At 34.1% G+C, this 20,747-nt stretch carries 15 protein-coding genes, 1 rRNA gene and 5 pseudogenes; 7 read left to right on the top strand and 14 right to left on the bottom strand.

The window, feature by feature from the left end; genetic code table 11:
- Nucleotides 1-126 (bottom strand): annotated as a pseudogene (locus tag NL281_RS02220) (hypothetical protein); the annotation flags it as partial.
- 204 nt (nt 127-330) lie between these two features.
- Nucleotides 331-1,128, bottom strand: a pseudogene (locus NL281_RS02215) (sugar phosphate nucleotidyltransferase); the annotation flags it as partial.
- Between the two features lie 47 nt (nt 1,129-1,175).
- On the opposite strand from NL281_RS02215, the gene NL281_RS02210 reads away from it, so the two are divergent.
- A complete protein-coding gene (locus NL281_RS02210) occupies nt 1,176-2,345 on the top strand; it encodes an IS4 family transposase (RefSeq protein ID WP_253303197.1) in 1,170 nt (389 codons plus the stop codon).
- A 16-nt stretch (nt 2,346-2,361) separates the two neighbouring features.
- Here NL281_RS02210 and NL281_RS02205 read toward each other — a convergent pair.
- The 5 genes and pseudogenes from NL281_RS02205 to NL281_RS02185 form a co-directional block, all read right to left on the bottom strand.
- Nucleotides 2,362-2,769: pseudogene (locus NL281_RS02205) on the bottom strand (sugar phosphate nucleotidyltransferase); the annotation flags it as partial.
- A 112-nt stretch (nt 2,770-2,881) separates the two neighbouring features.
- On the bottom strand, nt 2,882-4,120 hold the full coding sequence (locus NL281_RS02200; protein WP_253303522.1) for a hypothetical protein: 1,239 nt from the start codon (nt 4,118-4,120) through the stop codon (nt 2,882-2,884).
- Between the two features lie 84 nt (nt 4,121-4,204).
- Nucleotides 4,205-4,561, bottom strand: a complete 357-nt coding sequence (sdhD, locus tag NL281_RS02195; protein ID WP_253303521.1) for a succinate dehydrogenase, hydrophobic membrane anchor protein — start codon at nt 4,559-4,561, stop codon at nt 4,205-4,207.
- Nucleotides 4,558-4,935: a succinate dehydrogenase, cytochrome b556 subunit gene (gene sdhC / locus NL281_RS02190; protein WP_253303520.1), complete on the bottom strand. Its 378-nt coding sequence runs from the start codon at nt 4,933-4,935 to the stop codon at nt 4,558-4,560. The genes sdhD and sdhC overlap by 4 nt, the downstream gene beginning before the upstream one ends.
- 100 nt (nt 4,936-5,035) lie before the next feature.
- Nucleotides 5,036-6,540, bottom strand: a 16S ribosomal RNA gene (locus NL281_RS02185).
- 153 nt (nt 6,541-6,693) lie between these two features.
- On the opposite strand from NL281_RS02185, the gene NL281_RS02180 reads away from it, so the two are divergent.
- Nucleotides 6,694-7,308, top strand: a complete 615-nt coding sequence (locus NL281_RS02180; protein WP_253303519.1) for a hypothetical protein — start codon at nt 6,694-6,696, stop codon at nt 7,306-7,308.
- Between the two features lie 822 nt (nt 7,309-8,130).
- A complete protein-coding gene (locus NL281_RS02175; RefSeq protein WP_253303449.1) occupies nt 8,131-9,087 on the top strand; it encodes an IS5 family transposase in 957 nt (318 codons plus the stop codon).
- 117 nt (nt 9,088-9,204) lie between these two features.
- Here the strand turns inward: NL281_RS02175 and NL281_RS02170 are convergent, their stop codons facing one another.
- From NL281_RS02170 to NL281_RS02160, 3 genes are all read right to left on the bottom strand, one after another.
- A complete protein-coding gene (locus tag NL281_RS02170) occupies nt 9,205-10,056 on the bottom strand; it encodes a ParB/RepB/Spo0J family partition protein (protein ID WP_006279814.1) in 852 nt (283 codons plus the stop codon).
- Nucleotides 10,053-10,895 carry a ParA family protein gene (locus NL281_RS02165; RefSeq protein WP_006280226.1) on the bottom strand — a complete coding sequence of 281 codons (843 nt, stop codon included), beginning with the start codon at nt 10,893-10,895 and terminating at the stop codon, nt 10,053-10,055. The genes NL281_RS02170 and NL281_RS02165 overlap by 4 nt, the downstream gene beginning before the upstream one ends.
- Nucleotides 10,896-10,985: 90 nt before the next feature.
- Nucleotides 10,986-13,466 carry a response regulator gene (locus NL281_RS02160; protein ID WP_253303518.1) on the bottom strand — a complete coding sequence of 827 codons (2,481 nt, stop codon included), beginning with the start codon at nt 13,464-13,466 and terminating at the stop codon, nt 10,986-10,988.
- A gap of 160 nt (nt 13,467-13,626) precedes the next feature.
- On the opposite strand from NL281_RS02160, the gene hemF reads away from it, so the two are divergent.
- Both hemF and NL281_RS02150 read left to right on the top strand, forming a co-directional pair.
- The gene (hemF, locus tag NL281_RS02155) at nt 13,627-14,451 is read left to right on the top strand and encodes an oxygen-dependent coproporphyrinogen oxidase (protein ID WP_253303517.1); all 825 of its coding nucleotides are present in this window, start codon (nt 13,627-13,629) and stop codon (nt 14,449-14,451) included.
- Between the two features lie 81 nt (nt 14,452-14,532).
- Nucleotides 14,533-15,054, top strand: a complete 522-nt coding sequence (locus tag NL281_RS02150; protein ID WP_253303516.1) for a hypothetical protein — start codon at nt 14,533-14,535, stop codon at nt 15,052-15,054.
- Here the strand turns inward: NL281_RS02150 and NL281_RS02145 are convergent.
- From NL281_RS02145 to NL281_RS02135, 3 genes and pseudogenes are all read right to left on the bottom strand, one after another.
- Nucleotides 15,011-15,184: pseudogene (locus NL281_RS02145) on the bottom strand (IS630-like element ISWpi10 family transposase); the annotation flags it as partial. The gene NL281_RS02150 and the pseudogene NL281_RS02145 overlap by 44 nt on opposite strands.
- Before the next feature lie 6 nt (nt 15,185-15,190).
- Nucleotides 15,191-15,418, bottom strand: a complete 228-nt coding sequence (locus tag NL281_RS02140; protein ID WP_253303515.1) for a hypothetical protein — start codon at nt 15,416-15,418, stop codon at nt 15,191-15,193.
- Nucleotides 15,390-16,559 (bottom strand): IS4 family transposase, encoded by a 1,170-nt coding sequence (locus NL281_RS02135; protein WP_253302993.1) that lies wholly within the window; start codon nt 16,557-16,559, stop codon nt 15,390-15,392. Before NL281_RS02135 ends, NL281_RS02140 begins: the two co-directional genes overlap by 29 nt.
- Before the next feature lie 22 nt (nt 16,560-16,581).
- Between NL281_RS02135 and NL281_RS02130 the strand changes: the two genes are divergently transcribed.
- Nucleotides 16,582-17,916 (top strand): IS4 family transposase, encoded by a 1,335-nt coding sequence (locus NL281_RS02130; protein ID WP_253303447.1) that lies wholly within the window; start codon nt 16,582-16,584, stop codon nt 17,914-17,916.
- Nucleotides 17,917-18,144: 228 nt separating this feature from the next.
- A pseudogene (locus NL281_RS09115) lies at nt 18,145-19,367 on the top strand (transposase).
- Nucleotides 19,368-19,503: 136 nt separating this feature from the next.
- Here the strand turns inward: NL281_RS09115 and prfB are convergent.
- Nucleotides 19,504-20,608 (bottom strand): peptide chain release factor 2 gene (gene prfB, locus NL281_RS02115; protein WP_141456981.1). Its coding sequence is split into 2 segments (ribosomal slippage): nt 19,504-20,532 and nt 20,534-20,608, totalling 1,104 coding nucleotides; the frame shifts between segments, so codons are not numbered across the junction.
- Nucleotides 20,609-20,747: the final 139 nt, after the last annotated feature.

The following is a 20,747-nucleotide window of genomic DNA, read 5'->3' as shown; positions in this document are numbered from 1 at the left end:
TTACCATATTCTTCCATATACATCATCCAATCTCACTATATCATTATCAGATAAATGCTCTCCTATCTGAAATTCAACTATTTCAAGTGGAAAGCTTGTGCTTCTATTTTCAATCCTTACTATTACCCACAAATAAAAACATAGTATTGTATTTACTCAAATAATTTAATTTTATTAACCTGAAAGCTTATTAGATTAAAATTATTAAACTAAGAGTTATAATTTTAGCAACTAAAAGCTGTAAATTGCACCATATAAACAGTTATTTCAAGCAAAAGTTATGCCATTAAGAGCTATGCAACAAACATTTATATTTGTGGGTAATAGTAAGTTTTCAATCCTATGGGAAACTTCCCTTGGGATTTCTATCATATGGTCCTTTGCTATAGCATATTCTTTGTCTTCTAAACTAACATATCCAACTCCTGATAGCACTATATGGTATTCATCTCTATAGTGATGGAATTGCTTAGAAGTGCAGCTTAATGGATTGATAAAAAGATATTTTATAAGAAAATTTTCGCTCATTAAAATTATACTACAAAATCCCCATGGTTTAACTTCTTTCCTTATCACCTTTACTTTCTTAACTTTATGAATAAATGAAATTAGACTTTTGTTTGGTTGCTTACAAGCTCCACTCAATAAATTTTTATTACTTTCTGTCGTTGAAACTGGTTCTTTTTCTCTAATCACATGCTGAAATGATGCCGGTTCTTTACTAAACTTCTCACTCAATTCTAAAACTGAATTCCAAGTTCCAACATCCAACCAATCGAAATTAGCTTCTATCATTGCAACGTTTTTTGCTTTCTCCATCACCAAGTAATCAATGGATATGCCTTCAATTCCTGCAAAATCTCGTTGTTTTAAATACAGAAATCTCTCTTGCGGTGTGAAATATTTAAAACATAAATTGTAAAGATTCGGGGCAGATTTTTTAATCTCATCTATGTAGCGTTTTGCTTTAAACACAAATATTCCAGAGTTCCAATAATGATCGTTACTTAACTTACGCTCGGGCTTTTCTGTAAAATCTTTCACTATATGACATTTTTCTTTCTGATCATATACTGCATTTATATAGCCGTATTCAGAATTGAATTCATGAGGCTTAACCCCATAAGTGTTGAAAGTAACACAAAAAAGACATAAAGAACTATTATTGCAAGAAAATGGAGGCAATAATGGATCAAATAGAAAGAGTACTAAATTTAATAAAAGATGAGGATTTAGAAAGGCTAGGAAAATTAAGTGAAGTAGATAAATGTAATACTAAATTGTTGGGCAAGATTATATTTAAAGGTCTAATGAAGTTAATATTAATGGGGCAAAAAACAAGCCTAAGAGCGCTAGAAATGGTAATAAACAGGTGTATAATGGATAAGAATAGCGATAAAAGTACAGTAACATACAGTGGTTTGTCAAAAAGGTTAAAAGTTATAAATCCAGAATATTTTAAGGGAGTATATATTGATTTGATGAGCAAGATTAAAAAGCTATTACCCCAAAAAACATCAAATAACTTACATAAGTTTGATTCGACGATCATAAATTTATCGGGATATCTCATAAAAGATGGGCTAAAAATAGGCGGTAAAAGTAACGACAGTCAAGTTAAAGTGAGTGTAGGATTAAAGGATCAATTGCCGACAAGTATAAGATTTTGTAAAGGACAAGAAGAAAGTAGTGAAGATATAGCATTAGTGAGAGCAATTAATGAAGCTAAAGTTGAAAAAGAGGATATTTTATTATTTGATAGAGGAATCAGAAAAGTTGGAACTTTTGCCGAATTTGATGAAAAGGAGTACAAATTTATCACAAGAGTTAAAGTAGGAAGAAAACATGATGTTATAAGCAGGAACAAAGTTATAAGAGAACAAAAATCGGATGGATCAGAGATTTTAGAAGATATAATAGTTAATCTTTATCGTGCACGAGGTAAAGTGGCAGAAAAGCATGATCTACGGCTAATAAAAATCAGAAATAAAATTGGAGATGAAATATGGTTTTTGACAAACTTGTTTGAAATGCCAGCTTATGAAGTAACAGAGCTATATAGGCGCAGATGGGATATAGAAGTGTTCTTTAAATTTATAAAGCAAAATCTTGGATATAAGCACTTTTTAAGCCATACTATGAATGGCATGAAGGTGTATATTTACATGATTATTATTACGGCTTTGTTATTTCTTGTTTATAAAATCAAAAATAATCTACATGGGTTCAAAATAGCATTACTGCAATTCACATTGGATCTAAATGACTCTTTTATACGTTCGATTGTTTTACTGTCGGGAGGTAATTTACATGCCGTTGATCATCTCATATCACGTTATTTTTGATACTTTCAACACTTATGGGCTTAACCCCAAAAGTGACTATAGAGTTAGTTTCAGAGGCTAACTTAGACGCTTTTTGAGTAGAAGCATAAAAACTATTCAAATCACCTATAAAATGGTCTGAAGGCAGAATTAACATTGTCTCGTTTTCATTGCAGAGAAGTGCAGCAATTAATATTGCCGCTGCTGTTCCAATTTTCACTGGTTCGAAAATCACTTTATATTCTTGCAGTGCATGCAATTCCTCCATCACTAATGACTCGTACTGTATATTTGTAGCAATTATGGGCGGCATATAATCGCTTTTTAGCCTCAACAAAGTGTTGTGAAACATAGTGTTCTGACTAAATATTTTCTGAAATTGCTTTGGCTTAGATAAAGGCCAAAGTCTGCTACCACTACCACCACACAATATTACAGGGCGCATTTAGTTAAGATATTAATTAAATAATTAATATCTTATACTGAGGGCAAAATACATGCAAGTTTTTGTTGTGGAATAGTTAATAAAGAAAGTAAATGTTGATTTAAAGTAATTGCTAATGAGAGTGATCATGTGTAGCGCCTTGCCCTTGCTGTGAATTTCTTCTATTTTGTAATTCCTCAACATGACCTTTTCTTTTATCACTTAATATTTCATTACCCTTATTTTGTTCTTCCTCAGGACTCTTTAGTATTTCATTACTCTTGCTAACTTCTTTATCATCCCCTTGTTTCTTTGGCCTTCTAGCGTTAAGCTCATCCCATGTGCCCACTAGTGAATCACGATTCCCATGATCCGGCTTTAGCCTTTCTTCACCTTTAATAACATTAAAGTCACTTTTTGCTTCTTCCCAACATCCTTTCAATTGGTGTTTCCACATAGTAAAGTAAGCATCACCATATTTTTTCTCATTTGCTACAAACAATAAAATTGGGGCCTTAAGTATTGTAGCTACCATATTTACTGAATTCTTCACTGCCATCGCAGGGGTGAACAAAAGATAGCCAAAAGACTTTGCAATTGGGTTTTGTTTGCTTATTAAATGCTCCCCTAACTTTATAGGAAGAGAAGTCAACAATTTAGTACAAACTTTAGCCAAGCTTGTAGCAAAAACGATAGGAACAGATATAAGACTTTTATCTAGCTCTAGATTACCATCCTGATCTCTAATTTCTGAAAAATGGGTGCTTAGCTTCTTGTAATCACTAGTGTATAATAATTCTCCATTTCTTCCTTTTTCATCAACAACTTCCTGAACTTTACCTTCTTTATTTTTTACCTCTTTAGTTAGCACAGAAGAATTAGTTAATTCAAATGGATATTGAGGATCCTTAGTTTTTTCAGCTTCAAAAATTGGCACGTGTTTTTTCAAATCCATTCTCGAAAAGCCTAATGGCTCAAAATATGACTTATGCAACTCATTTATCGGAATTTGCTTACCCTGATTGTCTATATAATTGATAGTAAAATAAGATCTATCATTATCTTTATCTTTGGTAACTAAAGATAATCTGAAACTTGGTTGTTCTCCATTCTCATCTTTTTGACCATACAAAAGTTTATAGGTTGGATTTTTATCTTTATCTAGTATAGCATTTCCATGCATATCCCTGTTTTCTATGATTTTAGCAGACTGTACAATTTGATCATAATTTTTTGGATACTGGCATTTCCTTCCATCATACATCATTACCTTTCTAAGGTCTTCGACGTAAACTTGAGATTCAGGTGAAGTAAGCAGACCTTTTGCTTTAAGTGTAAGATCTATTGCTCCCTTTTTTAATGCTTCAAACATATTGTCAAACCAAAATCGCTATAATGCTATAGTTCAATAATAAAACTAGTACACTAATAATATATTAACACAGCACCGGTGATTTTACAAGAAAATATGCCTGTAGAAGATAAAGATTGTAAAAGCGAGGGTTATATAAGTAATGCTTGATAAGTACTTTATGCATGTAATTGTAAAAATCCTCAAAGGTACGCTGTGTACATAATCTCCGCATACTACCTGCATTCCAAGAACTGCGTGCCAAAAAATGCAAAACAACAATACAACAAAAAATAAAAGCTCTAGAGGGTGATTAATAAATTTTTCACTAAAAGACAAAGAGCTATCAGTATAAAATGTGCAAGAAAATGAATAGATAAACCAAGGAAACAGGAACAGTAAAATTACCGCAGAAACACGCTGAACCCACCAATGATGTACTGAATTTCCAGACTGACTCATATAAACATAAATAAAAAAGCCATAGTAGAAAGAAGTAGCGTTACTGTCAGCAGTATAGCACTCCTTGAAACGCCAGTAATTTCTAAATTAAGCCCAGCATTCCACAATAAATGACGAATACCATTAAGAAAATGATATACAAAACTTATAAAACATAAGACATAAGCTAATTTAGCAACAGGAGTGAATAATAATGCATTTAAGTACCTTACTATAAGTAACTCAGGAAAGTAAACATGTAATATGAAATACCAAGAAAGTATCATTAATAAAAGGAATAGCAAGATACCAGTCAATCTATGCATAATAGAGAAAAAACTAGTAACTTGTACTTTATATATTTGTAAATGTGGAGAAAGAGGTCTATCACTCATAAAATTCCGTTATCGGGAAATTAAAATAAAGTAGAAGTAAAGACAGCAGTATAGCACATAACAACACCATCATTAAAAATGGTAAATTATGTGCAAAGCCTAAGGAGGTAATCCAGCTGCAGATTCCCCTACTGCTACCTTGTTACGACTTCACCCCAGTCACCGATCCCACTTTAAATAACTCCCTCCTTGCGGTTAGGTCGTTAGCTTCGAGTGAAACCAATTCCCATGGCGTGACGGGCAGTGTGTACAAGACCCGAGAACGTATTCACCGTGGCGTGCTGATCCACGATTACTAGCGATTCCAACTTCATGCACTCGAGTTGCAGAGTACAATCCGAACTGAGATGGCTTTTAAGGGATTAGCTTAGCCTCGCGACTTTGCAGCCCATTGTAGCCACCATTGTAGCACGTGTGTAGCCCACTCCATAAGGGCCATGATGACTTGACATCATCCCCACCTTCCTCCAGTTTATCACTGGCAGTTTCCTTAAAGTCCCCAGCATTACCTGATGGTAACTAAGGATGAGGGTTGCGCTCGTTGCGGGACTTAACCCAACATCTCACGACACGAGCTGACGACAGCCATGCAACACCTGTGTGAAACCCGGCCGAACCGACCCTATCCCTTCGAATAGGTATAATTTCCATGTCAAGGAGTGGTAAGGTTTTTCGCGTTGCATCGAATTAAACCACATGCTCCACCGCTTGTGCGGGTCCCCGTCAATTCCTTTGAGTTTTAATCTTGCGACCGTAGTCCCCAGGCGGAATGTTTAACGCGTTAGCTGTAATACAGAAAGTAAAACTCCCCATATTTAACATTCATCGTTTACAGCGTGGACTACCAGGGTATCTAATCCTGTTTGCTCCCCACGCCTTCGCGCCTCAGCGTCAGATTTGAACCAGATAGACGCCTTCGCCACTGGTGTTCCTCCTAATATTTACGAATTTCACCTCTACACTAGGAATTCCTCTATCCTCTTTCAATCTCTAGATTAGCAGTTTTAAAAGCAATTCCAAGGTTGAGCCTTGGGATTTCACTTTTAACTTACTAATCCGCCTACGCGCCCTTTACGCCCAATAATTCCGAATAACGCTAGCCCTCTCCGTATTACCGCGGCTGCTGGCACGGAGTTAGCCAGGACTTCTTCTGTGAGTACCGTCATTATCTTCCTCACTAAAAGAGCTTTACAACCCAAAGGCCTTCTTCACTCATGCGGCATGGCTGGATCAGGCTTTCGCCCATTGTCCAATATTCCCCACTGCTGCCTCCCGTAGGAGTCTGGACCGTATCTCAGTTCCAGTGTGGCTGATCATCCTCTCAGATCAGCTATAGATCATTGCCTTGGTAGGCTATTACTCCACCAACTAGCTAATCTAATATAGGCTCATCTAATAGCAATAAATTTTTCCCCCGTAGGGCGTATACGGTATTAGTTGCCGTTTCCAACAATTATTCCGTACTACTAGGTAGATTCCTATACATTACTCACCCGTCTGCCACTAAGTTATACCATAGCAAGCTACAATATAACTCCGTTCGACTTGCATGTGTTAGGCCTGCCGCCAGCGTTCATTCTGAGCCAGGATCAAACTCTCAAATTTAGACTTCAACCTATAAAAGGTTGAGGGTACATCGGATAAATCCGACAAAAAATAATTTAGCTTAATACTGCTGTCTTTATTTCTACTTTAGAAATATTTTAATCTCCAACTATTCAAACAACTTTGAGAATATTATTATGTGATATAATCACTATGTCAATATGTTTTTGCAAATCAAAAGCATTAATGTATAAATATATAACTATTTGGAATATTACCATGAAAAAATACATCTTTCTGCTTGCACTCGCGCCAATGTTAGTTGGCATCACATTATACTTATTGCGCAACATTGATAACACAAAACAATCTATAACTGCAGGTGACAAGTTTTACGAAGTATTATTCTTAAAAAAAGATAATAAGCCGCTGCTAGAAGAAATAGATTCAAATTGGGAGTATTTAGCAAATTTTGAACGCGCATTCAATCATATCTCAGATTCAATGCCAACAGACACAGCATCTATTTATAATGATTTGGCAGATGATAAAGATGCTCCTAATGTTTTGCGTGAGTTAGCACAATATTTAGAAGTAATGAGCTTACTTCACTCCAACGGTGAAAAAATAAATAAAGATAAAATTGATAATTTAGAATCAAGTGCAGTGTATCCTTATTCAAGCCAAGAAGCTATCGCTGTAGTAAAGATACACAATAACGACATTAAAGGTGCAACTGAAGTATTGCATTCCCTATTAAATGACAGAAAATGCCCTACTCTAATAAAGGCTAATGCACAAGAACTACTCCGGATATATGGGAGTTAACTCATTGGACTTTTTGCATAGCTTTTGGCAGCGCGTTGGATGAAACGAAAAACTTCCTTGACAAGCCTCGCCAGCTCCCTTATCATAAAACTGAAGCTATTTATTTATCTTCGCAATCTGTGCAGGTTAATGACAAAAAACTTAGGGTATTTGGCGCCTCATGTTTAATTTTTCGCACTACGTGCATCGCATGTCTTTAAAAATTTCTGGGTTTTTACCTATATAAGCCGAAACGCGCTTACAAAGCGTTTAAGACAGCAAAAAACGTCAAATTGACAAGGGAGAATTTGAATGCTAGCTACTACGGGGTTTCTTTGCCTTTTTTCCTGCTTAGTAAATTTCTTAAACACTTGCGGTGTAGGTTAGTTGCAAGTTAAAAGCAGCTAAATCGCTCTTAATCAAGCGTTTTAGAATAAAAAAAACGCCGATATTTTAGTACATGGTAAATAGCCAACCACCACGGGGTTTCTTTTGCCTTTTTTTTCATTTGGTAAATTTTTTAAATATTTATGGCTAAAGATTGCACGAATGTTGCAATTACAAAAACGATTTCTACTAGGGTATCACGCACTGGGATGACACCATTCTTTTTCCTGGATCCAAGTAGTCAGGGCACTGGGATGACAGCTACCCTGACAATCGTCATCCCGCTGCTTGTTAGCGGATACCGCGGCGGTATGACGTAGAAGTTATACTTTTATGCTTACCAACTTAATAAAATTCCTGGATTCCAGTGGGCTTTGTTGCATAGCAACTGAAAAAATCTGGTGGCTACTGACAAAATTCATTATAAAATAGCCATTTAACCTTGAAAGAAAAAATATGCCACAAAAAATGAGGGTCAGTAACCATAGCGAATATAACAAATTTCTAGAAAAAAGAGGAAATATTTTTCATTATATCAACGAAGCCATAGAAAAGTGGTACGAGAATGGTCCAAAAATACCAGGTGGCAACAATATTTATAGCGATAAAGTTGTAATTTTGGTGCACATAATAACTTGTTTATTTAGAATAGGCCTGAGGCAAACAGTTGGGTTTATAGCAGGATACCTTGAGCAAATTGGGAAAAATTTGCAAGTTATCAGCTATTCACAATCATCAAGAAGGTTTAAGAAACTCAATATTAAGATCAATGATTGCAGAATTGATAAAAATAATATGGAAGATATCGAAATTACTATAGACAGTACAGGAATTAGTATATACAACAACACTCCTGGTCATAGCAAAGAAAATAGCGAAGATAGAAAGTATCGCAGCTATGAACAGACAAGAAAATTGCATGTAATGTTGAATACAAACAGCAAAAAAGCCATAGCTGTAAAATACAGTAACGGTGTCTACTCTGATCACTATGGAGCTTGTGATTTGCTAAAAGAAGTCGATTTTCAGTATGTCATAAAAGTACTATATGCAGATAGGGCATATGACAGAGAAAAGCTCTATAAGCTGTGTAATCAATATGGTATAAAAACGAAAATTCCTCCGAAAAACAACGCAGCAGAGCATCCAAAATTGGATTATATGCTTGATAGAAATGCCGCTATTCAGTTAATGAAATTACATGGTGAGAATGGTATAAAAAGATGGAAAGAAGAAGTAAATTACGGAAAAAGATCGTATATTGAAGGATTTTTCTCAAGGTTGAAGCGAATATTTGGGTTTAGTTTTAGGAGCAAATCTGAGATTAATCGTGAGAAGGAACTGCTACTCAAGTGTTATTTGCTTAACAAATTTACTGAAATAGGCATGGCTAAGTTTGAGATAGCTTCATGAATTTATTGTACGTTACCTACTATCCGAAGAGCGATACAACAAAGCCATTCCAGTGTCAGCTACTTTCATGACACCAACAGTTGATATTGGTTTGTTGCTTTGCTAGCCAACTACTAGCTATGCCTCAAGTTTCCTATTCAAAATTTTCAATATCAAATCCAATTCATTTGGATTATCATACCGTATCATAACTTTACCCTTAGAATTGTTGTCATTAATTTTGATCTTTAAACCAAGTTGAGAAGATATAGCGCCTTCTATTACTGTCATATCTTGATTTCTAGTATATCTCTGCTCTTTTTGATTGTTGTTTTGATGTAGGTCCTTTATCAGTTTTTCAGTTTGTCTAACGCTTAAGCCCTGAGAAACTATTTTTTCTGCAATACTTTCCGCATTTTCAACATTAATCAACGCTCTTGCATGACCCATAGACAATTTTTTCTCATTGATCATTGTTTTCACCCTATCAGGGAGCAACAACATCCGAATCATATTGGTTATGTGGCTGCGGCTTTTGCCTATAGCTGAAGCTAATTCCTCATGTGTATAGAAAAACTCATCTATCAGTTTTCTGTAAGCTTCACCTTCCTCTATTGGATTAATATCTTGCCTTTGTATGTTTTCAATAATGGATACTTCCAAGCATTCCTTGTCGCTCAGATCTTTTATGATAACCGGTGCACTATCAAGATTTGCAATCTTGCTTGCTCGCCAACGACGTTCTCCAGCTATTATTTCATAACCATCATCATTTGAATCTTTGCGTACCACGATAGGCTGTATAATGCCACTTTTCTTTATCGAATTTGCAAGTTCTCTTAATGACTCCTCGTCAAAATGTTTCCTCGGTTGAAATTTGCTTGGGTGCAGTAATGAAATAGGCAAATGCTCTTGTCGATCTTCTTTATTATCATAATTATCGCCTATGAGGCCGGCAAGACCTCTGCCGAGGCGTCTATCATCCTTCATACTACGCCCTCGCTTACTAGTTTCTTCTCCTTACAACTGCTCGCGTGCTTTTTTAAAATTTCCCTTGCCAAACTTATATATGCTTGTGCACCAGGACACTTAAGATCATACACAATAGCGGGTTTTCCATGAGAAGGCGCTTCTGATAACCGTACGTTACGTGGAATAACAGTCTCATACAATGGGATGATAGTTTTGTATACTTTATCATTTAAATACTGGCAAATATCGTTTTTAATCTGTTCACTGAGTTTGTTGCGCCTGTCATACATTGTTAACACTATCCCTTCTATTGCCAAAAAAGGGTTTAGGTTATTTCTTTTTATCAGCTCTACAGTTTTAACTAAATGGCTTAATCCCTCCAAAGCAAAAAATTCACACTGAAGAGGAACAATAATAGAATTAGCAGCAGTCAAAGCATTTATGGTTAGAAGCCCAAGTGATGGAGGGCAATCGATGATTATATACTCATAATTATCGCGTATCTTCTCTAATGCGCTTTTTAGCACAAATTTTCCTCGCTCAAGTTGCGATAATTCAATTTCTGCAGCTGATAAATCAACTACTGACGAAATTAGTGATAAATTTGGAATTTCCTTTATATTGAAAATTGCCGATTCTATCAATTTATTTTCGCTGCTTAGTAGTATTTTGTATATATTTTTTTCTTCCCTACTACGATAAGAAATCCCGAGTCCGGTGCTAGCATTTCCTTGAGGATCAAGATCTACCAATAAAGTGCTTTTTCCTACAGCAGCAAAGGCTGTCGACAAATTTATACTAGTTGTGGTTTTGCCAACTCCACCCTTTTGATTTACTATTGCAATAATCTTGCTCACGCCTTTTATCTTATGTATAAAATAATTCTATTGTATATATGCAAGAAACTTTTGCATTAGAAAATTTTTTTGTTGTTAACCACACTAAAATTAGACTGTCTTTTTTGCTTTGTGTAACACACTTTGAACCTTGTTTCCTAATTCATTCAGAGTGAATGGTTTTGGCAAAAAGTGAAAATCTTCTATATTGATGTCATCACTCTTTAAAAAAGCATCTTCTGCATACCCAGAAATAAAAATAACGTTGATATTTGGCCTATGGATCAATGCTTCTTTAACTATTTCTGGGCCGCTCACCTCTGGCATGATTACATCAGTGATTATAAGATCTATGTGTTGACTTTTTTTACTGATTATTTCTAGCGCCTCGCTGCCTATGCTTGCTTCTATTACATCAAATCCTTTTCTTTTGAGTGCTTTAGAGATGAATTCCCTTACTGAATCTTCATCTTCAATCAATAAAATTATACCATTACCTTTAATTTCACTTACTACCGGTCTTTCTATTTCTTCACTATCTTCCTCTCTCAGATTTTCATCTGATATGTAAACCATGGGCAAAAATATGCTAAATTTAGTTCCATGATTTACTTTGCTAGCAACATAGATGTATCCTTCAGTTTGTTTAATAATGCCATATACAGTAGAGAGGCCAAGACCTGTACCAGAGGTAATATCTTTGGTAGAAAAAAATGGATCAAAGATCTTTTCAGTTGTATCACTCGTCATTCCACATCCAGTATCAATTACTTCAATCACAACATAATTTCCATGTTCAATCGCTTCCTTGTCTGGAGAAAACATATCCTGAGGTGTAGAATTTAATGAGTCAATCTTTTGATTAAAGGTTCGTATAGTTAATTCTCCGCCCTTTTCCATAGCAGCACTAGCATTGACTGCTAAGTTAAGTATAACTTGCTCTAATTGCCCTTGATCAGCCCTAACAGCACCCAAGTCTCTACCATAATAAATATTAAATTTTATATTTTCACCTATTAATCTTTTTATCATTTCATAAAGATTAGCTATAGTATTATTTACATCAATAATTTTTGGCTGCAAGGTCTGTCTTCTTGAGAAAGCAAGCAATTGTCTTACTAAATTTGATCCACGCTTTGCATTTTGCTGTATCTGTATTATATCTCCAAAAGATGGGTCACCAGCTGAGTGTTGGAGTAAAAGCAAATCGCAAAATCCTATTATCCCAGTCAATATATTGTTGAAATCATGCGCAATACCACCTGCTAACTGCCCTATAGCTTGCATCTTTTGATAATGCTCAAGCTTTATCTCTAGGTTTTTGTGTTCAGTATTATCAATAAAATAACAAAGTATGAAGATCATTTTATTATGAAGAAACTTATTGAAATATATTTTTATGTTATTACCGCCGTTGAGCTGTACATCAAAAGACGCATTATTTATTCTATTACTCGAAAAATATTCACGTATTTTCACATGATAACTATCCAATATCAACGTAAAGATTGAATTATTATCTGACCCTGCAAGCTTTATTAGTGCCGTATTTTTCTTTACAAAGTTGCCGTTTATGTCACATTGTGCAATAGCAATTGATGAATTTGCAAAACAAGGGTGTAATTGATAATCAACAATATTTGATTCGGTTGGTGTTATAAAGCCATATATATAGCTATGGTTGTATTTATCACAAAATATAGCAGTGCTCATATAAGCCTTGAATGGAATACCACTTATAGTAAAAAACAAAATTTCATTATCGGTTGTTGTATTGTTATATTTAGATTGAGATATAAAATCACTGATTGAGCTACCTTTTTCCAGTTTTTTCAGTTCAAATATGTCTAAAAATCTTTTATTTACAGATAAAATCACCCCTTTGGCATTTGCAATGTAAGTTCCTATACTGTGTTTTTCTATTAACTCTTCATATATCTGCTCCTTGTTTATCTGTGTTGCTTTTAACACAAAATACCCATCTGGCCTTGCTATTGGCACTAATGATAAATTTAAAATCTTATTACTATTTATAGCAATTTGGGGATTATCTGGTATCGGCTCAAAGAGCAAAAGAAAGTTAGATACTCTATTCTTCTTGTTTAAGGAAATGCATACCTGTACAGAAGAGTTATTTTTTAGTGCATGATAGAGTACTTTTTTGTCTGCTTCTGAAACATCTCCTATTTCAAGAATCTTGTCTAACGTAATGTCATCATCTATATGATCTTTAAACCTTTCGTAGAACCTTGCATCAGCATAAATAATACCTTCATCTTTATGTAAAATAAGGCAAAATTCTGTATTATGATTTAGTGCATTTGCAAATATTGCATTTTGAAATTCTATAGTATTAAGTAGGTATCTGTAGCGTTTTACATTATACATCATAAAGAGAGTTGTTAGAATGCTAACTAATAAATTAATCTCTATATTAATATGCTGACTATATATATCAAAAAAGTAGAGTATCGATATTGCTACTGGAGGTAAGAGCATAATAACTGCCATCACAACAATTGACATTCCATAATTTCTTAGTATGAAGTCAACCCTGTTCTCTTTTTTGTTATCTATGTATCTTTTATTCATTATTGTTACTTGGCATTGTTGTACATACGAAAATGTTCTATTATATTGATTTAATTATTATAGATTTATTAACGTCTTTGATAGATAATTATCATCCAAATCTAATTAAGTTCCTTAAATATCAGATATAACAATGTTAATAAGCTAGCAAGAGGATATTATGGAAAAACAAAAAACACAAGCATTTAAATGGTTCTGTGCACTAAGAGATAAGATCATAGAATCTTTCTTATTAATTGAAAAACAATCATCCGCAGAGCCAAAGATCGAAAAGAGAAAGTGGGATCGCCCAGGTGGTGGAGGTGGTGAATCTACAATTATTTTTGGTAATGTTTTTGAAAAAGTTGGAGTAAACGTTTCAAAAGTACACGGAAAATTTGCAGATTCAGCCATTAATGAAATTCCTGGTGCAAGTGAAAGTAACGGAGAGTTTTGGGCAAGCGGTATATCTTTAGTGTCTCATATGCAATCGCCCCTTATCCCTGCAGCACATATGAACACAAGGCTGATATATACTTCAAAACAATGGTTTGGTGGAGGAATGGATTTTACGCCAATATATACAAATGAAGAAGATTGCAAGTATATCCATGAATCAATCAAAATGACATGTGATAGATTTGACACCGGATATTATCCAAAATTTAAAGAGCAATGTGACAACTATTTTTTCTTACAACACAGAAAAGAGCCGCGTGGCATTGGTGGTATTTTCTATGATAATCTGAGTTCTGGTAATTGGGAAAATGATTTTGAGTTCACAAAAGCAGTAGGTGAAGCCTTTTTGGAAATTTATTCGCACGTCATACGTAAACATATGCAAAAATCTTGGACAAAAGAACAACGAGAAAATCAATTAATAAAACGTGGCAGATATGTAGAATTCAATCTGTTATACGATCGTGGCACAAGGTTTGGTTTAATGACGGACGGCAATCCAGATGCAATTATGATGTCAATGCCACCACTTGTTAAGTGGTTATAGAGAGCTGCTATTAGTAGAAAATAAATCATCATAGTTTAAAATTGTACCATGGTAGTGAGCTTTTATATAGGGGGTATAATCATGGGCATAATAGATAATTTTTTAATTAAATCTGTCAAAAACAATGACATAAAAGGTGTTAAACTGACTCTAATTCTCTATGATGCATTAAATAGTTTTAGAAAATTCTTTTCAAAGACTATGTCTCTCAAGAATACAGGATCATTTGATATAAATAATAATCAAGCTTTAAATCAGGCTTTAGGACATGCTACAGATCACAAAATAATGGAATTGCTGATTAATCGTGGAGCTGATATCCACTCAATAGATGAGAATGGAAAGAATGTTATAATTCGTGTTATTGAGAGTTTAGCAGAATCAAAAAATCTAAAATTGGATAGTGAGAAAAACTTACCAGCAGAGATAATTCTTCACCCCACAGTTTCCTTTTTACTAGGAAAAGGCGCAGAGTATTATTCTACAGATGATTTGAATGTTGAAGCTATACAACAAAAACCTCCTAGAACCTCTGAATATGAGCCAATAATACCAACTCTCATTGTTGGCCAGTCAAATAGGAGACATTGCAGAGTTGTTTAATTGTGGAGCTGGCAAGAGAAGTAATAAATTTGCACAAAGCACCCTCAAGCAGAGCAATTGTATCGTATATTTTATTGCGCAAAATGTTCTGTTTTATATATAACCAAAGCCTCTCAACAGGATTTAGCTCTTACTTTTACCCACAATTTTGAGAGGTTATGATGTGAAGCATAACAATGCTCTCCTTAAGGTTTTCATAGCCCCGCCATAGAGTCATAGACCCTGGTAAATTATCACTTTTTCTATTCATAAATCCACCCAATTTTCCTAACCAAATAATAGCTTGTTTTATGTTTGGAGGTTCTTCGGGTAATGTTGCATAAGTGTTGAAAGTATCAAAAATAACGTGATATGAGATGATCAACGGCATGTAAATTACCTCCCGACAGTAAAACAATCGAACGTATAAAAGAGTCATTTAGATCCAATGTGAATTGCAGTAATGCTATTTTGAACCCATGTAGATTATTTTTGATTTTATAAACAAGAAATAACAAAGCCGTAATAATAATCATGTAAATATACACCTTCATGCCATTCATAGTATGGCTTAAAAAGTGCTTATATCCAAGATTTTGCTTTATAAATTTAAAGAACACTTCTATATCCCATCTGCGCCTATATAGCTCTGTTACTTCATAAGCTGGCATTTCAAACAAGTTTGTCAAAAACCATATTTCATCTCCAATTTTATTTCTGATTTTTATTAGCCGTAGATCATGCTTTTCTGCCACTTTACCTCGTGCACGATAAAGATTAACTATTATATCTTCTAAAATCTCTGATCCATCCGATTTTTGTTCTCTTATAACTTTGTTCCTGCTTATAACATCATGTTTTCTTCCTACTTTAACTCTTGTGATAAATTTGTACTCCTTTTCATCAAATTCGGCAAAAGTTCCAACTTTTCTGATTCCTCTATCAAATAATAAAATATCCTCTTTTTCAACTTTAGCTTCATTAATTGCTCTCACTAATGCTATATCTTCACTACTTTCTTCTTGTCCTTTACAAAATCTTATACTTGTCGGCAATTGATCCTTTAATCCTACACTCACTTTAACTTGACTGTCGTTACTTTTACCGCCTATTTTTAGCCCATCTTTTATGAGATATCCCGATAAATTTATGATCGTCGAATCAAACTTATGTAAGTTATTTAATGTTTTTTGGGGTAATAGCTTTTTAATCTTGCTCATCAAATCAATATATACTCCCTTAAAATATTCTGGATTTATAACTTTTAACCTTTTTGACAAACCACTGTATGTTACTGTACTTTTATCGCTATTCTTATCCATTATACACCTGTTTATTACCATTTCTAGCGCTCTTAGGCTTGTTTTTTGCCCCATTAATATTAACTTCATTAGACCTTTAAATATAATCTTGCCCAACAATTTAGTATTACATTTATCTACTTCACTTAATTTTCCTAGCCTTTCTAAATCCTCATCTTTTATTAAATTTAGTACTCTTTCTATTTGATCCATTATTGCCTCCATTTTCTTGCAATAATAGTTCTTTATGTCTTTTTTGTGTTACTTTCAACACTTATGGGATAAATGGCTGGAAAGAGAGTTAAAACACATTAATTTGGGAGATAAAAGGCTTAATAAAAGGCTTATAAAAACAAGTTATTGCATAGAGGGTAAGGCATCTGGTTCAATTAATCAAAGCTGTAGTGGGTGGAAAGAAGCTAAGGGTGCATATAGATTATTTAGCAATGAAAAGCTTGAAGATAAGGAAATTTATTCTTCCCATTATAAAGAAACTAAGGAAAGAATAAAAGGAAACCAGTTGGTCTTTTCAGTTCAAGATACAAGTTATTTGGATTTTGACTCTCATATAAAGACCAAGAGACTAGGCAGTATTTCTAAAGCTTATACAAAGCATAAAATGGGTTTACTGTTGCATAGTGCCTTAATAGTCAGCAGAGACGGATTACCTTTAGGTCTATCTTCCCAACAATGTTGGGCGCGTTCTATTAGGGAAGAAGAAACGGCACAAGAAAAAGCAAACAGAAAATACCGTACCTCCATAGAAGAAAAAGAAAGTTATAAGTGGATAACAGCTCTTAAAGAAACTATAAACAACCTTCCTCCAAATGTACAACTTGTTACCCTTGGTGATAGGGAAGCAGACATCTTCAAATTTTTATGGGTGGCTGAGACGTTAGGTAGTTTTTATGTAATCCGCAATCGAGCTAATAGAAGATTTATCTGTACTGAAGTCGGAAAAACAGATTTGCAAACACGCATCACTCAACTGCCAGTAAAAAAGAAAATTTCTCTAGAAGTTACTAAAGGTGGAAACCAGAGATCAAGGAAAGCTAATATTGAAGTTAAGTATATGAAAGGCTATATACCTATCAGATCTTCTTCCATTTATGGGTCAAAAGATACAATACATAAAATAAGTGATAAAATCCCTGTATATGTGGTAAGTGCAAAAGAAACAAATCCTCCTGATGGATTGGAAGCTATCGACTGGACTCTACTAACTAATGTACCGATTAATAATACTTTAGATGCCATAGAAAAGATAAATTGGTATAAGCTAAGGTGGAAAATTGAAGAGTATTTTAGGATTTTAAAATCAGGATGTAAGATAGAAAGCTCCCGCTTAGCTACAAAAGAAAGATTACAGAAGTTAATTGCTATAAAAAGTATAATCGCGTTTAAAATTTTATATTTGACAAAAGTGGCTTTATCAAATCCCATGGAAATTTGTACTAAAATTTTAAGCAACGAAGAGTGGAAGGTCCTTTACATGCGTGAGTATCGGGTAGCAACATTACCCGAAGAACCTCCAAACATAAAACAAGCTATTATTTGGTTAGGAAAATTGGGTGATTTATGAATAGAAAAAGTGATAATTTACCAGGGTCTATGACTCTATGGCGGGGCTATGAAAACCTTAAGGAGAGCATTGTTATGCTTCACATCATAACCTCTCAAAATTGTGGGTAAAAGTAAGCCCTTAACAAAGGAGTATATCCTGGATCATTAAATTTCTGACCTTACCCAGAAAAAGTGGAGAGAAAGAAAGGAGTTTTTTCGGGTAAAATAAAATTTTGGAGGATTAGAAATGGTAAGAGAATATACAGCAGAATTCAAATTGGAAGCTGTTAAACTGGCAAATGAACAAAGAAAGGTAGGTCAACCAGTTGCAAAAGTAGCAAGAGATCTAGGAATAAGGGATAGTGTATTAGGAAAATGGATGAAGAAATATAACGAAAAAAAGTCAGCGGCAAATGCATTTCCAGATGTAGCACCTTATGACAAAGAGAGATTTGATTTACAGAAAGAGTTAGCAAAAGTAACAAGAGAAAGAGACATTTAAAAAAAAGCCCTGGCCAGTCAAAAAGAGTAAAATATTTTTTTATAAAAGAGCATAGTAACTGCTATAAAGTACAGGAATTATGTAGGATTTTCTGCTAGTGGCTACTATAAGTGGACCACAAGAAAAATAAGCAGTAGAGAATCAGCAAATAAAGAGCTACTCGCAGCTATTCAAAGTATTATGCAGAAAAATGACATCAGGGCTATACTGAGAAGAAAGTTTAAAATTAAAAAACAACAAACAGATAATAGAGCTGTAGCTCCCAATATACTAGATCAAAACTTTATTGTTGATCAACCAAATAAAGTACTTACTATTACCCACAAATATAAATGTTTGTTGCATAGCTCTTAATGGCATAACTTTTGCTTGAAATAACTGTTTATATGGTGCAATTTACAGCTTTTAGTTGCTAAAATTATAACTCTTAGTTTAATAATTTTAATCTAATAAGCTTTCAGGTTAATAAAATTAAATTATTTGAGTAAATACAATACTATGTTTTTATTTGTGGGTAATAGTAAGAATAAAGTATGGGATTACTTACATCAAAACCAAGGAGGGATGGCTATATTTGGCAGCAATAATTCTCACGTATGGTAGTTAATGAGTAGTGCAATAAATAAACAATTGGTTATGAACTCTTTATTAATGGCCATTAATAGGCGTAAACCTGTTAAAAATCTACTGCTGCACAGTGACCAAGGTTCACAATATACTGCGCAAGGGTATCAATATCTCTTAGCTGTAAAGAATATAGATGAGTAATAAAGGCTGTTGTTACGACAGTTCTGTTGCAGAAAGCTTCTTTAGCTCATTGAAAAGAGAAATACTTATTGATACTTCACAACACTCTGCTCAACAAACTAGAACTGCAATATTTGAATACATAGAAATTTTTTATAACAAACAACGTCACTATTAACTATTGCATTCCTGAGCATTTTGATTCATCATTCTCTTTGTGAAAAACATTCCAAACTTTCTCTCCACTTTTTCTGGGTAAGGTCACTTTTCCACTGATCATATTTAATCGCCATAACTTTACTCCTACTTTAATAATATTTTAATTATCATATATTATGGCAAGAAAGTCAACCCTACCTAATTTTGCTTAGTGAGCACACTAACTATGAAACAATCTATATTACCATCAAAAACAGAATTTATATTGCCCACTTCATGTCCAGTTCTTAAATCCTTCACCATTTGATATGGATGCATAACGTACGATCTGATCTGATTGCCCCAGCCTATATCGCATTTTTTACCATATTCTTCAGCCATTTTCTGTTCTTTTTTTTCCAGTTCAATTTGGTATAAACGTCCTTTAAGTAATTTTAACGCCTCATCTTTATTTCTGTGTTGAGAACGACCATTTTGGCATTGAACTACAACACCAGTTGGAATATGCGTAATGCGTACTGCACTTTCAGTTTTGTTCACATGCTGACCGCCTGCTCCAGAAGCTCGGTAGGTGTCGATCTTTAGATCCTTTTCATCCACAGCAATATCAATTGAATCTTCGATCACTGGAGTTACTCCTACACTTGCAAAACTGGTATGACGTTTACCATTTGCATCAAATGGCGATATTCTAACCAGCCTGTGAATTCCACTTTCACTTTTTGCCCACCCATAAGCTTTTTCTCCAACGATTTTTATCATTGCAGACTTTATACCAACTGACTCTCCTTCTAATTTTTCTACAACTTCAACTTTAAAGTTGTGATAAATTTCTGCCCACCTTATATACATGCGCATCAGCATTTCAGCCCAATCATTGCTCTCGGTTCCGCCAGCTCCTGAGTGGATTTCTAAAAAGCAGTTATTATTATCTGCTTCACCAGTAAATAAGGACTCTGTTTCTTTATACTTGATTAATTTCTCTAGCTTAGCTAATTCATTTTCAACTTCAGAGAAAAATTCTTCATCATTTTCATCAATAGCAGACTTCATTAAGCTGATGGCATCGTTGTAATCGCTTTCCAGCTTTAAAAACGACTCTACGTCATTCTTAATTTTAGAACGTTCTTTTAAAACTTCTTGTGCTTTTTGGTTATCTTGCCATAGGTCATCATTCGACGCTTGGGAGTCAAGCTCTTCAAGGCGCAACTTTAATTTTTCTATGTCAAAGACACCTCCTGATAAGAGAAATACTTTTATTTAAGCTTTGAAAGTGTTCAAGAATTTCTGGATAAGTTTTCATTATACTTTAGATTTTAATATATTTACTATCAATAACAATAACAGTAAACAAAATAGAAATTTAACCATATGATAGTTAATTTAAATAATTTCATTATACTTTAATGTTTAAGGAAATCAAGCGCGTATATTTATTAAAA

The organism is Wolbachia endosymbiont of Phyllotreta cruciferae (assembly GCF_918697765.1).
Classification (GTDB): domain Bacteria; phylum Pseudomonadota; class Alphaproteobacteria; order Rickettsiales; family Anaplasmataceae; genus Wolbachia; species Wolbachia pipientis.
This window is presented reverse-complemented; position numbering and strand designations above follow the sequence as displayed.